The 14,777-nt window shown below is 68.8% G+C and carries 15 protein-coding genes and 1 tRNA gene; 6 read left to right on the top strand and 10 right to left on the bottom strand.

Annotated elements, in window-relative coordinates; all coding sequences use genetic code 11:
• Positions 1-131: 131 nt before the first annotated feature.
• A complete protein-coding gene (gene pknB / locus QF034_RS20370; protein ID WP_307176300.1) occupies positions 132-2,153 on the top strand; it encodes a Stk1 family PASTA domain-containing Ser/Thr kinase in 2,022 nt (673 codons plus the stop codon).
• 257 nt (positions 2,154-2,410) lie between these two features.
• Positions 2,411-2,782: a spore-associated protein A gene (locus tag QF034_RS20365; protein ID WP_307176299.1), complete on the top strand. Its 372-nt coding sequence runs from the start codon at positions 2,411-2,413 to the stop codon at positions 2,780-2,782.
• A gap of 175 nt (positions 2,783-2,957) precedes the next feature.
• Here the strand turns inward: QF034_RS20365 and QF034_RS20360 are convergent, their stop codons facing one another.
• Genes QF034_RS20360 through QF034_RS20335 form a run of 6 tightly spaced genes read right to left on the bottom strand, consistent with a single transcriptional unit; the run spans position 2,958 to position 7,267 of the window.
• The gene (locus QF034_RS20360; protein ID WP_307176298.1) at positions 2,958-3,713 is read right to left on the bottom strand and encodes a class E sortase; all 756 of its coding nucleotides are present in this window, start codon (positions 3,711-3,713) and stop codon (positions 2,958-2,960) included.
• Positions 3,714-3,726: 13 nt separating this feature from the next.
• The gene (locus tag QF034_RS20355) at positions 3,727-4,920 is read right to left on the bottom strand and encodes a class E sortase (protein ID WP_307176297.1); all 1,194 of its coding nucleotides are present in this window, start codon (positions 4,918-4,920) and stop codon (positions 3,727-3,729) included.
• Complete coding sequence (locus tag QF034_RS20350; protein ID WP_307176296.1) at positions 4,917-5,555, bottom strand: aminodeoxychorismate/anthranilate synthase component II; 639 nt, start codon at positions 5,553-5,555, stop codon at positions 4,917-4,919. Before QF034_RS20350 ends, QF034_RS20355 begins: the two co-directional genes overlap by 4 nt.
• Positions 5,552-5,749: a hypothetical protein gene (locus QF034_RS20345; protein ID WP_307176295.1), complete on the bottom strand. Its 198-nt coding sequence runs from the start codon at positions 5,747-5,749 to the stop codon at positions 5,552-5,554. The genes QF034_RS20350 and QF034_RS20345 overlap by 4 nt, the downstream gene beginning before the upstream one ends.
• Before the next feature lie 17 nt (positions 5,750-5,766).
• Positions 5,767-6,462 (bottom strand): class E sortase, encoded by a 696-nt coding sequence (locus QF034_RS20340; RefSeq protein WP_307176294.1) that lies wholly within the window; start codon positions 6,460-6,462, stop codon positions 5,767-5,769.
• 22 nt (positions 6,463-6,484) lie between these two features.
• The gene (locus tag QF034_RS20335) at positions 6,485-7,267 is read right to left on the bottom strand and encodes a DUF881 domain-containing protein (protein ID WP_307176293.1); all 783 of its coding nucleotides are present in this window, start codon (positions 7,265-7,267) and stop codon (positions 6,485-6,487) included.
• Positions 7,268-7,406: 139 nt separating this feature from the next.
• On the opposite strand from QF034_RS20335, the gene crgA reads away from it, so the two are divergent.
• Positions 7,407-7,661 (top strand): cell division protein CrgA, encoded by a 255-nt coding sequence (gene crgA / locus QF034_RS20330; protein WP_010032600.1) that lies wholly within the window; start codon positions 7,407-7,409, stop codon positions 7,659-7,661.
• Between the two features lie 256 nt (positions 7,662-7,917).
• Here crgA and QF034_RS20325 read toward each other — a convergent pair whose 3' ends face one another.
• Together QF034_RS20325 and QF034_RS20320 are read right to left on the bottom strand one after the other, a co-directional pair.
• Complete coding sequence (locus QF034_RS20325) at positions 7,918-8,808, bottom strand: rhomboid family intramembrane serine protease (protein ID WP_307176292.1); 891 nt, start codon at positions 8,806-8,808, stop codon at positions 7,918-7,920.
• Between the two features lie 99 nt (positions 8,809-8,907).
• A complete protein-coding gene (locus tag QF034_RS20320) occupies positions 8,908-9,435 on the bottom strand; it encodes a peptidylprolyl isomerase (protein WP_086560505.1) in 528 nt (175 codons plus the stop codon).
• A 386-nt stretch (positions 9,436-9,821) separates the two neighbouring features.
• On the opposite strand from QF034_RS20320, the gene QF034_RS20315 reads away from it, so the two are divergent.
• On the top strand, positions 9,822-10,523 hold the full coding sequence (locus tag QF034_RS20315; protein ID WP_307176291.1) for a DUF5324 family protein: 702 nt from the start codon (positions 9,822-9,824) through the stop codon (positions 10,521-10,523).
• 147 nt (positions 10,524-10,670) lie between these two features.
• On the opposite strand, the gene QF034_RS20310 is transcribed toward QF034_RS20315, so the two are convergent.
• Positions 10,671-10,743: transfer RNA gene (locus tag QF034_RS20310), tRNA-Ala, on the bottom strand.
• Positions 10,744-10,926: 183 nt separating this feature from the next.
• Here QF034_RS20310 and QF034_RS20305 point away from each other — a divergent pair.
• Both QF034_RS20305 and QF034_RS20300 read left to right on the top strand, forming a co-directional pair.
• Positions 10,927-11,475 carry a helix-turn-helix domain-containing protein gene (locus QF034_RS20305; RefSeq protein WP_086560503.1) on the top strand — a complete coding sequence of 183 codons (549 nt, stop codon included), beginning with the start codon at positions 10,927-10,929 and terminating at the stop codon, positions 11,473-11,475.
• Between the two features lie 280 nt (positions 11,476-11,755).
• Positions 11,756-13,267, top strand: a complete 1,512-nt coding sequence (locus QF034_RS20300; RefSeq protein WP_307176290.1) for a serine/threonine-protein kinase — start codon at positions 11,756-11,758, stop codon at positions 13,265-13,267.
• Between the two features lie 25 nt (positions 13,268-13,292).
• Here the strand turns inward: QF034_RS20300 and QF034_RS20295 are convergent, their stop codons facing one another.
• Positions 13,293-14,588 (bottom strand): hypothetical protein, encoded by a 1,296-nt coding sequence (locus QF034_RS20295; protein WP_307176289.1) that lies wholly within the window; start codon positions 14,586-14,588, stop codon positions 13,293-13,295.
• Positions 14,589-14,777: the final 189 nt, after the last annotated feature.

The following is a 14,777-nucleotide window of genomic DNA, read 5'->3' as shown; positions in this document are numbered from 1 at the left end:
ATACCGGTCCTGTATCGGCTGACGGGCTTGGCCAGGTCACACAAAGCGAGCCGGGTACGGTAGGCCCGGACGGCAGCCTCCGACCGCACAAGTTTCCGGTCGGGACCGACGGAGAGGGCTGGTAGGTAGCTATGGAAGAGCCGCGTCGCCTCGGCGGCCGGTACGAACTGGGCCAGGTGCTCGGGCGTGGTGGCATGGCGGAGGTCTACCTCGCGCATGACACCCGCCTCGGCCGCACCGTGGCGGTGAAGACGCTGCGCGCGGATCTCGCGCGTGACCCTTCCTTCCAGGCCCGGTTCCGCCGGGAGGCCCAGTCGGCCGCCTCGCTCAACCATCCCGCGATCGTCGCGGTCTACGACACGGGCGAGGACTACATCGACGGGGTCTCGATCCCGTACATCGTCATGGAGTACGTAGACGGCTCGACGCTCCGCGAACTGCTCCACAGCGGCCGCAAGCTCCTGCCCGAGCGCGCCATGGAAATGACCATCGGCATCCTCCAGGGCCTGGAGTACGCCCACCGCAACGGCATCGTCCACCGCGACATCAAGCCCGCGAACGTCATGCTGACCCGCAACGGCCAGGTCAAGGTGATGGACTTCGGCATCGCCCGCGCCATGGGCGACTCCGGCATGACCATGACGCAGACGGCGGCCGTCATCGGCACCGCCCAGTACCTCTCGCCGGAACAGGCGAAGGGCGAGCAGGTCGACGCGCGGTCGGACCTCTACTCCACCGGCTGTCTCCTCTACGAACTCCTGACGGTGCGGCCCCCCTTCGTCGGCGACTCCCCGGTCGCCGTCGCGTACCAGCACGTTCGCGAAGAGGCCCAGGCCCCGTCGGTCTTCGACCCCGAGATCACGCCCGAGATGGACGCCATCGTCCTCAAGGCACTGGTCAAGGACCCGGACTACCGCTACCAGTCGGCCGACGAGATGCGCGCCGACATCGAGGCCTGCCTCGACGGCCAGCCGGTCGCGGCCACGGCCGCGATGGGCTCGGTGGGCTACGGCGGCTACCCCGACGACCAGCCGACGACGGCCCTGCGCGCGGACTCCGGCGCGGGCGCCACGTCGATGCTGCCCCCCATGAACCCGGACGACGACGGCTACGGCTACGACGACCGCCCCGACCGGCGCCGCCAGCAGCAGCGCAAGTCCAACACGTCGACGATCCTGCTCGTGGTGGCGGGCGTCCTCGTCCTGGTCGGAGCGATCCTGATCGGACGGTGGGCGTTCAGCGGCAACGGAGGCGTGGGCGACGACACACTCCCCGCACCCAACTTCGTCGGTGAGACCCAGCAGAACGCCCGGAAGCTGGCCGACAACGCCGACCTGAAACTGACCTTCTCCAAGAAGCCCTGCGAGAACCAGACCAAGGGCAACATCTGCGACCAGGACCCGAAGGCCGGGACGGACGTCCAGAAGGGCGACACCATCTCCCTGGTGGTGTCGACCGGGGCGCCGAAGGTGACGGTGCCGGACGTCACCGGCCTGACCTTCGAGAAGGCCAAGGCCGAGCTCGAGGACAAGGGCTTCGACGTCGAACAGAAGACGGAGGAGTCCGACCGCACCCCCGGCGTGGTCATCGCGCAGGACCCCAAGGGCGACACGGACCAGGAGAAGGGCTCCACGATCACCCTCACCGTCGCCAAGGAAGCGGAGAAGTCCACCGTCCCGGACGTCCTCGGCCAGAGCTGTGACGCGGCCAAGCAGCAGATGCAGGCCAGCAACCTCGTCGGCAACTGCACCGAGGTGGAGACCGACGACGCCACCCAGGTCGGCAAGGTCATCCAGACCACGCCGCAGGCCGGCACGTCGGTCGACCCGAACTCGTCGGTGAACATCCAGATCGGCAAGGCAAAGCAGAACAAGCAGGTCGCGGTTCCCAACCTCCAGAACCAGACCCTCAAGGACGCCAAGAAGCTGATCCAGGACGCGCGCCTGACGGTCGGCAACATCGCAGGCTCCCAGGACGACAACGCCGTGGTAGTCGCGTCGAACCCGACCCAAGGCACCCAGGTCGACGAGGGGACAGCGGTCAACCTGTTCACCGCCGACCAGGCGGGCGGTGGCAACGGCAACGGCAACGGCGGCAACGGCGGCGGTTTCTTCGGGGGCCTCACCGGAACGTCGGCCCGCACGGAGGACTGACACCCCTCCTCACCGACAGAAGCCCCGGCACTCTCGTGAAGGTGCCGGGGCTCGTTCGTGTACGGGCACCTTTCAGCCAAAGACAATTACACCTGATCGGTTTAGACATAACAGAGTTTTCCACTCATGTTCTGCATTCCGCTTTCCCCCAACCCCCCTTCCCCCAAATTCACTTGTCTCCCAGTCGCAAGCACCGCTATTCTGCGCTCGTGAGAAAATGCCGAAGGATTACCACAATCGCCACCAGTGCTGCGACGATGATCGGACTCGGCGTCATTGCTGCGCCTTCCGCATCAGCAGCGGCCAGCTACAACGGCGCTTGCGGATCCGGCTACAGCGTCACCAATTCCGCCCGTATCGGAAATGGCGGAACGATATTCCTGACCTACAACTCATCGAATGGCTACAACTGCGTGGTGACCATTCGGGACACGCCTGACTCGACTCCGGGCATCGTCAGCGCCGGTCTGGGCAGGAATGGCGACATCTACAGCTGGAAGAGCGACCTGGGCAAGTACCAGTCCTATGCCGGACCGGTGTACGTCTACGGCAAGGGCGCATGCATGGACTGGACCGGAGCCATCGAGGGGTACGGCGTAGCCGAGCGCAAGGCGACCAACTGCGGCTGACCAAGTCCTGAGCTCTACCGGGCCCGTCAACTCTGTCGACGGGCCCTCCAGCTCTCTCGGGGGCGGGCAAACCCGTCGTCCCATTTCAATGCCCTGAGCGAAACGTCTGGAGGGGTGGAGCGCCGAGGTGCCACTGAGCGTTCTGGAGTAACAACCGGACTGCGATACAAAGCAGTCAGCCCAGCTCCTTCGGTGGTGTCCGCTCACTGTCCACCTTTTCGACCCGCTCCAACTCGCCCCACACGATGTACCGGTACGTGCTCGTGTACACCGGCGTGCACGTCGTCAGCGTGATGTAGTGGCCCGGCTTCTTCCTGCCGGACTCCTTCGGGACCTGCGAGAGGACCTTCACGTTGAACTTCGAGGTCTCGGGAAGGATGTCGTAGACCTTGTAGACGTACCACTTGTCCTTCGTCTCGAAGACGATCGGGTCGCCCTTCTCGATCTTGTCGATGTTGTGGAACTTGGCGCCGTGACCGTCACGGTGGGCCGCGAGGGAGAAGTTGCCGGTCTTGCCCGACATCGGCAGGACCGCCTTGACGGGATCGGTGTAGTACCCGGCGACACCGTCGTTGAGGATCTTGTTCGACGTGCCCTTCTCGACCAGGACCTCGCCGTTCTTCATCGCCGGCACGTGCAGGAACCCGATGCCGTTCTTGGTGTCCAGCGCACCGGGGCCGCCGCCGCGGCCGTGGGCCCAGTCGTCACGGACCTTGTCCGCCTGCTTCCCGGCCGCACGGTCGGCGACCACGTTGGTCCACCAGAGCGAGTAGACGACGAACAGGCCCAGGACCAGGCCCGCGGTGATGAGGAGCTCCCCGAAGACGCTCACCGCCATGGCGATCGGGCCGGGACGGCGCCGGGCCGCGGACGGCCGGGACGCCGACGCGCCGGTGTGCTCTTCGTGCTCCGTGTCGGTGGTCGCTGCCACTGGTCATCTGCCCTTAACTGACGAGCGCATCCGGCTTGCCCTTGCTGCGCGGCCGTTCCTCGACCATCTTGCCCCAGACGATCATCCGGTACTTGCTGGTGAACTCCGGCGTGCACGTGGTCAGCGTGATGTAACGGCCGGGCTCGGTGAACCCCGACCCCGGGGGGACGGGGTTCAGGACGCTCGTGTTGCTGGGCGACGTGACCGGCAGGATCGACGCCATCTTGTAGACGTAGTACTTGTCCTGCGTCTCCACGACGATCGGATCGCCCTTGGTGAGCTTGTTGATGTACCGGAACGGTTCTCCGTGGGTGTTGCGGTGGCCCGCGAGCCCGAAGTTCCCGGTCTTGTCACCGGGCATCGCCGTCTTCAGCGCGCCCTCGGCGTAGTGGCCGACCATGCCCCGGTCGAGCACGCCCTTGCTGCTCGTGCCCTCGGCGATCGGCACCACCACGTCCAGCTTCGGGATGTGCAGGATGGCGAAGCCCTGCCCGGGCTCGAAGACTCCCGGGTTGCGCTTGCCGTTCGCCCAGTCGTCCTGGAGGCTGCTGGCCTCCTGGCCGGCCTGCGCGTGCGCCCGCACGTTCGTCCACCACAGCTGGTAGGTGACGAACAGCAGCATCAGCACACCGGTGGTGATGAACACCTCACCTATCGCCCGGCTGGCCACGACCGCCGGACCCGGCTTGCGCGCCCGCGCCTGCCGCCGCGCCTCGACCCGCGACAGCGGCGCCCGCCGCTCCTCCTGAGCCGAGCCCCGGGCCGATTCCTGAGCCGATTCCTGAGCCGAGCGGGCCTCCGCAGCGCCGCCATGACGCCCGTGACGGCCCTTGGCGGCCTTTCTGCGGGCCGCGCGGCCCCCGTGGGCGGGTCCGCCGTGCCGTGCCGCGGAAGAGCCCGGAGAGCCGGATACGGCGTCATCGGCCGCGGGCGGCGGATCCGGTATCCGCAGCGCCACCGTCTCCTCGTCGGCCGGAGGCAGATACGGCTCGTCCGGGACGGGCTCGTACGACGCCGGGTACGGCTCAGGCGCGAACGGCTGCGGCTCCGGCTCCGGCTGTGACATGTACGGCTGCGGCGCTGACGGCGGCTGCGGAGAGGCACCGTACGCCCCTCCGCCCGACCACTCCTCGAACGCACCCGGCACCCCGTACGACTGCTGCCCGTACGAGGTGTCGGACTCGCGCTCGGGGCGCAGCGCCGTCACGCCGTGGCCCTGCCCACCACCGGGGCGAGCCCGGCCGACCTCGCCACCGCGCCCTGGTCGCCGCACTCCACCAGCCAGTTGGCCAGCATCCGGTGCCCGTGCTCGGTCAGCACCGACTCGGGGTGGAACTGCACGCCCTCCACCGGAAGTTCGCGGTGCCTCAGACCCATGACGATGCCGTCGTGCGTCCGGGCCGTGACCTCCAGCTCGGCCGGGACCGTCGCCGGCTCGGCGGCCAGCGAGTGGTAGCGCGTCGCCGTGAAGGGCGAGGGCAGGCCCGTGAAGACACCCCGGCTGGTGTGCTCGACCAGCGACGTCTTGCCGTGCAGCAGCTCGGGCGCGCGGTCCACCACTCCGCCGTACGCCACCTGCATCGACTGCATGCCGAGGCAGACACCGAAGACCGGCACGCCCGTGGCGGCGCAGTGCCGGACCATGTCGACACAGACGCCCGCCTCCTCCGGGGTGCCCGGGCCCGGGGAGAGCAGGACACCGTCGAAGCCGTCCTGGGCGTGCGCCGTCGACACCTCGTCGTTGCGCAGGACCTCACACTCGGCGCCCAGCTGGTACAGGTACTGGACCAGGTTGAAGACGAAGCTGTCGTAGTTGTCGACGACGAGAATGCGCGCGCTCACTGGTTGTCCACCGTCACATCGTTGAAGGGCAGCAGCGGTTCCGCCCACGGGAAGACGTACTGGAAGAGGACGTAGACCACGGCCACGACCAGGACGAGTGAGATCAGCGCCTTCACCCACGTGTTCCCCGGCAGATGCCGCCAGATCCAGCCGTACATGCCGTCCCTTCCGTCGTACCACGGCACCAGACCCACGCCGTACAGCCACCAGACTAACGGCGCAACGCCTCAGGTTTCCCTGCCTCCACAGGCTGCGTGGAGTCCAGGTGCGCCCAGACGATCAGCCGATGACTGTGTCCCCATTCCGGTTCACACGTGGTCAGCGTCAGATAGCGACCCGAACGCGTGTACCCGGATGTACGTGGGACAGGGTCGATCACCTCGATGTCCGAGGGCACTGTTTTGTACGGGCCTTTGTCGATCCGATACGTGAACCAGGTCGTTCCGTCGGTCAGCACCACGGCGTCACCCCGCCTCAGCTGGGGAAAGTCCTTGAAGGGGTCGCCATAGGTGCGGCGGTGGCCGGCGACCGCGAAGTTCCCCCTCTGGCCGAGCTGAGCGGTCTCCGCGTAATGGCCCAGGCCCTTCTTCAGGGTGCCGGTGCCGGTGCCTTCGAGCACCGGCTTGTTCCACGTGAAACCAAGGCGCGGGATGTACATGATCGCGAAAGGCTTGCCCTGGGCGTAGGGCGCGGATTTCGGCGGGTTCGCGACGTTCGCGCTGGAGGAGCCGGCCACCGCGGGGGGCGCGCTCGACTTCGCCCACTGCTCCTGGAGCAGCTCGATCTGGTCGTCCATGACGTCGTCGGCCCGCACGCCGGTCCAGAACAGCACATAGACGACGAACAGCACGATCACGCTGCCGACGGTGATACACAGTTCGCTGAGGGTCCTGACGATCACACGCACCGGCGGCTCCCCCGGCCAGGCTCTACTCCTCCACGGGCTTCGCGTAGTGCAGATCCACTGTGCCCGAGTAGCCGGGAAGAGTCACCGGGCCGTTCTCCTCGACTTTCCAGCCGAGCCCGTAGACGTTGACGTAGACCATGTAGTTCTGGATCGCCGGGGACGCCGCGAGCGCCTTCTGGAGCTTGCCCGGGTCACCCACCGCCGTGATCTTGTACGGCGGCGAGTAGACACGGCCCTGGAGGATCAGGGTGTTGCCCACGCAGCGCACCGCGCTGGTGGAGATCAGCCGCTGGTCCATGACCTTGATGCCCTTGGCCCCGCCCTGCCACAGCGCGTTCACCACGGCCTGGAGGTCCTGCTGGTGGATGACCAGGTAGTCGGGCTGCGGCTCGGGATAGCCGGGCAGCTTGGCGGTGGCGTCCGGCGGGGCGTCGTTGAGCGTGACCGTGAGCGACTCGCCCGTGAGTTTCTGCGTGCCCGCGCGCTTCTCCAGGGCGGCGAGCTTGTCGTCCTCCGCCTTGGTGCTGCCGTCGTCCCGCTCGGCGAGCGCCTCTATCTCCTTGCGCAGGGTCCCGTTGGTCTCGTCCAGCCCGCCGTTCTCCCGGCTGCGCTCCTGGATGAGGTCGGACAGCTTCAGCAGCGAGGTGTCCGTGCGGATATTGGTGCCTTTGGCGGTGTTGAAGCTGGTGAAGAAAATGAGTCCCGCGAGAGCGAAGACGGCCGCCGTGAGGATCCGCACAGGCCGGAAACGGCGCGCGCGCTCAGGGGTGGATCCCGTCCCGGGGGAGTCGGCAGAATTGCTCAACGTACCCTTATCTCCTTCGGCGCCACGGAAGCACTACGCTAACGGACGCCCGGGGGAGCACTCAGAGTCCCCTTACGCTGCCCCGAGACCGACCCAGTTACCTGCGCGGCCACGCAGCGCATCGACAGGAGAGACCCTCGTGCCGAAGTCACGTATCCGCAAGAAGGCCGACTACACGCCGCCGCCCGCGAAGCAGGCGACCGCGATCAAGCTGAACAGCCGTGCCTGGGTCGCGCCCGTCATGTTGGCCATGTTCCTCATCGGCCTGGCCTGGATCGTCGTCTTCTACGTCACCGACGGGTCGCTGCCCATCGACTCGCTGGGCAACTGGAACATCGTGGTGGGCTTCGGCTTCATCGCCGCCGGATTCGGTGTCTCGACCCAGTGGAAGTAACGGTCACCGGACGGTGAACGCAGCTCTGCCCAGGGTTGTTCACTGAGTTATCCACAGCGGTTTTCCACAGGTGGAAAAGAAAGACGATCTGTGGATAACTCGTTGAGTGTTGACGCCGGTATGACGGAAGTACCGGAACTCGAAAACTTGTTCGCCCCCTGCCTGACCTGCAAAAACGCGGGTCAGTGACAGGGGGCACAGGTGTTCCCGCACAGTGTGCACAAGATCCGCCACCCGCTGTGGACAACGCTCGCGCTCAGCTGAGCTGGGCCGTCCTCAACAGGGTCAACAGGACGATCACGGCGAGGACCAGCGCACACGTGCCGTACTGGATCAGGGCACGTCGCTCGCGCGGGGCGTGGACCATGGCGTAACCGACGACGACACCGGCGACGAGGCCGCCGATGTGGGCCTGCCAGGAGATGTTGAAGCCCGGGCTGAAGGTGAAGATCAGGTTGATCACCAGCAGCGCGATGATGGGGCGCATGTCGTAATTGCGCTGGCGCATCAGCACGGCCGTGGCACCGAACAGGCCGAAGATCGCGCCGGAGGCACCCAGCGTCGCCGTGTTCGGGGAGGCCAGCAGATAGGCCAGGGTGCTGCCCGCGAGTCCGGAGACGAAGTAGAGCGCGAGATAGCGCACACGGCCGAGGGCCGCTTCGAGCGGGCCGCCGAGCCACCACAGGCTGAGCATGTTGAACGCGATGTGCCAGATCTCCTGGTGCGTGAACATCGACGTCACCATGCGGTACCACTCACCCCCCGCCACGCCCTGTGTGGGCGTGAAGGGCGCGGGCGGCCAGGCGCCGACCAGGGCGAGGTCGGTCGCGAGCGCCTCATGGGCCTGGATGGCGATGAACACGGCCAGGTTGATCCCGATGAGGATCTTGGTCAGCAGGCGGGGATCGGCGCTGACGGTGCTGCCGGCGATGGTCCGGGGCATGGCGGCCGTGGGCGCGTGACCGGTGCCGGATCCGCTGCGGACGCACGCGGGGCACTGGAAGCCGACGGAGGCGTTGACCATGCACTCGGGGCAGATCGGGCGCTCGCAGCGGGTGCAGCGGATGCCGGTCTCGCGGTCCGGGTGGCGGTAGCACATGGGGACGCTGTGGGCGTCCTGCGGGCTGCCCGCAGCCTGGTCGTCCATGGGATCCCCTAGGTCGTGATGAGAAAAGCCCGCCCCGCTCATCTTTACGGACGAGCGGGGCGATTGGTTCCCTGCGGGGGCTTCGGCACTCCGCGGGTCTCAGCGGGTCTCGATGACGACCGACTCGATGACCACGTCGTTGACCGGGCGGTCGGTGCGCGGGTTCGTCTGGGCCGTGGCGATGGTGTCCACGACCTTCTGGCTGGCCGCGTCGGTGACCTCGCCGAAGATGGTGTGCTTGCGGTTCAGCCATGCCGTCGGGGAAACGGTGATGAAGAACTGCGAGCCGTTGGTGCCCGGGCCGGCGTTGGCCATCGCCAGCAGGTAGGGCTTGTCGAAGCGCAGGTCCGGGTGGAACTCGTCCTCGAACTGGTAGCCGGGACCGCCGGTGCCGTTGCCCAGCGGGTCACCGCCCTGGATCATGAAGCCACTGATCACCCGGTGGAAGACCGTGCCGTCGTAGAGCCTGTCCGTGGTCTTCTGTCCCGTCTCCGGGTGCGTCCATTCCCGCTCGCCCTGGGCGAGCTCGACGAAGTTCTTGACCGTCTTGGGGGCGTGGTTCGGCAGAAGCCGGACGTCGATGTCGCCGTGGTTGGTCTTCAGGGTGGCGTAGAGCTGCTCAGCCACGATCTGCCTTCCGTTGTCTTTCCGTGACTCCCTGATCCTCGCATGGACGGGGCTCCGCGTCGCCCGACCTCGGGTCACGGGAGGTAAACCGGGCCGACTCGCTTGCGGAAAACCAGTCGAGTAGTCCCGGGGCGGGGGCGCGCGGCGGCGATCCGTGGCATTGTCGACGGCAAGCTCCTGTTGAACCCTATTCGTCCGCTATTGCAGGTGATCGGCTCCCGATCAGTGTTCGGTCCGCTCTTGATCGGTTTTCGACCGGAGGTGGCCCGGAGCCGGCTCCCGTGACCCGGATGCCCGCCCGCGCATGCCTGGCGGTGCGCCGGGAGGCATGATCCGTAAAAGGGTGGAAAGTCGAAATACCGTACGCCACCGAGGAGGAGGAACCCGTGACCCGCATCGACAGCGTGCGCGCCGCGACTGGTTCGGCGAAGGACAGCGTGCTGCACGCCGCGGAAGTGGTGGCGCCCTACGCCGACACGGCCAAGGACAGGGCCGCGCACTACGCACACGAGGCACGCGTACGGCTAGCGCCCAGGGTGACGCAGGCCGCCGGGCAGGCGCGCGTCCAGTACGGCACCCATGTGCAGCCGTATCTGGAGCAGGCCCGGACGCATGTGCCGCCGAAAGTCGACCAGGCCGCCCATGAGGCCGCCGTCCGCACGCGCAAGGCCGCCCGGCAGGCGGCGGAGTACTCCCGGCCGAGGCTCGAGCAGGCTGTGGCCGCGGCCGTGCCCGTCACGACCGAGGCCGCGGCCCGGAGTGTGGCCGCGATGGCCGCGCTGCGCGGTCAGGTGTCGTCGAAGGAGGTCCAGAAGCTGATCCGCAGGCAGGAACGGCGGGCGAGGGCCGGCCGGGCCATGAAGACGCTGGTCGTTCTGGGCGCCGTCGCGGGCGGTGCCTTCGCGGCCTGGAAGTGGTGGGACAAGCAGGCCAACCCGGACTGGCTGGTGGAGCCGCCCGCCGCGACGGAGGTGCCCGAGTCGGGCCGTCTGACCTCCGTGGACGGCAGTGGTGAGTCCGCCCTGGACCCGGAGGTCGAGGCGAAGCAGGCCCAGGATGAGGCCGCCAGGCGCGACGACCGTTCCTGACGTCCGCCGGATTCAACAGCGCGGTGGGGCGGGAGACTTGAGGCTCCGAGGTGCGAGCCTTGGGGAGTCTCCCGCCCCACCGCGCTGTTTCACGTGAAACAAAAGCCCCCCGAACCACGTTTCCGCAGGTCGGAGGGCTTTCCGGAGTGGAGCCTAGGGGAGTCGAACCCCTGACATCTGCCATGCAAAGACAGCGCTCTACCAACTGAGCTAAGGCCCCGGAAGAGGAACATCCGCCCGGAGAAAATCTCGTCCCGGCGAGCGTCGGAGACCAGAGTACCGGGTTACCCCCGTGATTCCGCAAAAGGATTGGGGGTCCCCGTCGCCGACCACTCTCCGTAAGATGCTCGGCGTGGTTCGCTACCGCGAACCGCCGTACTTGGGGAAGCGATGGGGAGACGCAATGGACGCCGCACAGCAGGAAGCCACCGCAAGAGCGCGGGAACTGCAGCGGAACTGGTACGGGGAGCCGCTGGGGGCGCTCTTCCGTAAGCTCATCGACGATCTTGGTCTCAACCAGGCTCGTCTCGCGGGGGTTCTGGGACTGTCCGCACCGATGTTGTCGCAGCTGATGAGCGGCCAGCGGGCGAAGATCGGTAACCCCGCTGTGGTGCAGCGAGTGCAGCTGCTCCAGGACCTGGCGGGGCAGGTCGCGGACGGCAGCGTGAGCGCGGCCGAGGCCACCGAGCGCATGGAGGAGATCAAGAAGTCACAGGGGGGTTCGGTGCTCAGCAACACCACGCAGACGACGAGCAGTTCGGGGGCGCCGACGGTCAAGCGCGTCGTCCGGGAGATCCAGTCGCTGCTGCGCTCGGTCGCGGCGGCGGGCGACATCATCGACGCCGCGGAGACCCTCGCCCCGACCCACCCGGAACTCGCCGAGTTCCTCCGGGTGTACGGGGCCGGGCGCACGTCGGACGCGGTCGCGCACTACCAGTCCCACCAGAACTGACCCCGGCGCCCGGCCGCCGAAGGGGGTTCGGCACCGGGCTTCGGGTGAGGTGACGGGGGCTACGTCACGGTACGGGCGGACACGAGGGGGCGTGTGCCGCACGGGGGACCGTTCGACGCGAGGGGGACGTGTATCGCTCATCGGGGGAGTCACGGGGCCACGTGCAGTCCTGGGCGGCTTTGGGAGGCCACGGGGAGTCGTTTCGCCCGTCGGGGAGTCGTAAGGCTCGCCGAGGGGGAAGCAAGGGGGGAGACCACAGGGGGAGGAGAGACGTACAGCCATGGGTGAGGTGTTTGCCGGCCGGTACGAACTGGTCGACCCGATCGGACGCGGAGGGGTCGGCGCCGTCTGGCGTGCCTGGGACCACCGCCGCCGCCGCTATGTGGCCGCCAAGGTCCTGCTCCAGAGCGACGCGCACTCTCTGCTGCGCTTCGTCCGTGAACAGGCCCTGCGGATCGACCACCCCCATGTGCTCGCCCCCACCAGCTGGGCCGCCGACGACGACAAGGTCCTCTTCACCATGGACCTGGTCGCGGGTGGCTCACTGGTCCACCTCGTCGGGGACTACGGGCCTCTGCCGCCGGCCTTCGTCTGCACGCTGCTCGACCAGTTGCTGGCGGGGCTGGCAGCGGTGCACGCGGAGGACGTCGTGCACCGCGACGTCAAACCCGCCAACATCCTGCTGGAAGCCACCGGTACGGGCCGGCCGCGGCTGCGGCTGTCCGACTTCGGCATCGCGATGCGGCTGGGCGAGCCGCGCCTGACGGAGACCAACCTCGTGGTGGGGACGCCCGGTTATCTCGCGCCCGAGCAGATGATGGGCGCGGATCCGGACTTCCCTGCCGACCTGTTCGCCGTAGGCCTGGTCGCGCTGTACCTCCTGGAAGGCGCCAAGCCGGACAGCAAGGCGCTCATCCAGTACTTCGCCGAGCACGGAACTCCCGGTGCGCCCAAGGGCATTCCGGAGCCGCTGTGGCAGGTGGTGGCCATGCTGCTCCAGCCGGACCCGCTGGCCCGGTTCCGTACGGCCACGGGGGCGCGCAAGGCGCTCGCCGCCGCCGCGGAGCTCCTCCCCGAGCCCGGCCCGGACGACGAACTGATCGAGATCTTCGACCAACTCGGCCCGCTGCCTCCGGGATTCGCGCCGGACGGCCCGCTGGAGAGAGCGCGGGGTCTGCGGCCGAGGGAGGGGGAGCCGCCCGGCCCGGCGACGGACGAGGATCGGTACCGTCCGGCTGAGGAGGAGCGGCCCCGGCTGGACGCCCCGGCCCCTTCGGGAGACGGTTCGGCGTCCTGGCAGGGCCCGGGCGCCGCGGTCGTACAGCCGGGCCCCGGCCGGCACACCGCCCCGCCGGCCACCCCGGCTCAGACGCCCTCCATGTCGGACACCGGCAGCTTCCACCTGCCGCCGCCGCAGGCCACCGGCACGAGCTCCCCCACGCCGGGTCACGACGCACAAGCACCGGCCTTCTACTCCCCCTATGACCTCACAGACCGGCTGTCCCCGTCGCAGCCGCTCCCCCCGGTGTACCCGAACCACGCGGGCTACCCCGGTCAGCCCTTGCCCCCCGGGACACAGCAGCCCACCGGCACCTCCACAGCCCCGTACACGACTCAGACCCCGCAAACCCCACAGCGCGGACAAGGGATTCCGCCCGGCCAGGGCACTTCACGGCACCGGGCACACCGCCCTCCCCGCCGCCCCGGCCCTCCGGCCAAGGTGGCGGTCCCTGTCCTGCTCCTCGCCCTGGCCTGCTACGCCGTGGGGTTCTGGGCCCTGACCCGCATCTGAGTCCCGCGGACACCGGTACGGCGGGTCAGCCGGTACTCCTGCGCCGAGCCACCACGGTCCACACCCCGAGCCCCACCAGCAGCGCGCTCCCGGTGCCGATGCCGCCCACGGCGACGACCCGCATCGCGGTGTCGTCACCCCCGGCCACGCCTTCGGCCGCGGCCTCCCGGTCCTCGTCCGAGACCGCGAAGACGCCCTTCGGCTCGGACTCCCCCACGTAGTCGGGCCCGCTGCGCGGCTGACCGCTCACCCGGACCCGCAGGGTCATCGGGAACGGCCCGTCCCCGAAGCTGTCGGCGACGCTCTCCGCGAGGTGCGCGACGAGGTAGTAGGAGCCGGCGAAGCGCATCGCACCGACCTGGCCGATGACGGCGTAGCGGTTGGCGTGGTCGACCGGCGGCAGGGGAGGCAGGCTGCCGGACTTCTGGCCGCCGTTGTAGCCGACGCCCACGTCGGCGACGCGGCCGCGCGCCGGGTTGTACAGGTCCAGGTCCAGCGCGTCGGGCGTGTAGCCGGTGCCGCCGGAGGCCGAGCTGCCCAGGTCGGCGGTGACCTGGAGCTGCTGGCCCCAGTCGACCGGCACCTCGTAGAACAGCGTCTCGCCGGGCCGGATGTCGTCGCGCCAGACCCCCTGGTCCAGCGGGGTCGCCCCGGCGAACCCCGCGCCGCCCGGACGGTGCTCGGCCTTGCCCAGGAGCGGCTGGGGCGTGGCGGAGTTCCACACCTCGGGTGCGCTGGTGGGCCCGGTCTTCGCCGTCCGGGGCTCCGTCATGGCGACGATTTCGAGGTCCCAGGCGTCGGGCGAGGAGCCCTCGCCCTCCGGGTCGGCGCGCTCGACGGTCACGTAGTAGGTCCCGGCCTGTCGGCACAGCGACTTGGTGGGAGAGATCTCGCGCCGGCCCCACGCCGCGATCGGGTGCGGGCTGCGGGCGGCGCCGAAATTCGCGACGTCGCTGGAGCAGGAGGTGCCGTCGTCGTCCTGCACGGACACCTTGAGCCCGTCGATGACGGAGACGGTGCTGCCGGGGGAGGGGACGGCGGTGACGGAGACGTACGCGTTCGACGTGGCGTCGAGCTGGAGGCTGTAGCTGACCTTGCCGCTGCTCGGGAGGGAGCTCTTGTAGGTTGTGCCGGGCGTCAGCACCACGGCGTCGGCGGTACTCCTCGCCCCTTTGACACTGCGGGCGTCATCGGCGAAGGCGTACGGGCTCGGCGACTGCGCCGTACCGGACGCCCCGGCGGCGGCCAGAGCGGCCTGTCCGGGGGCCACGGCAGCCGTCGTGCCCAGCACCACCGCCACGGCGCCCAGGCGCACGCCCACCGACGGACGCCGACCGCGCCACGCGCCCGCGCGCCCCCACGCCGTACGACACCGTCCCCTCACGCGCCACCCCTCACGTCACCGGACCGCAGAACCGCCGTGCATCCTCGAACCGTGGAACCGTGGCCCATCCTGCCCCGCCGCCGCGTCCACCGTCCCGCCGTCCGCGCACACACACGAAACCCCGAC

The organism is Streptomyces africanus, assembly GCF_030816955.1.
Classification (GTDB): Bacteria; Actinomycetota; Actinomycetes; order Streptomycetales; family Streptomycetaceae; genus Streptomyces; species Streptomyces africanus.
Note: the sequence above shows the minus strand (reverse complement) of the source record. Positions and strands in the feature narration are given on the sequence as shown.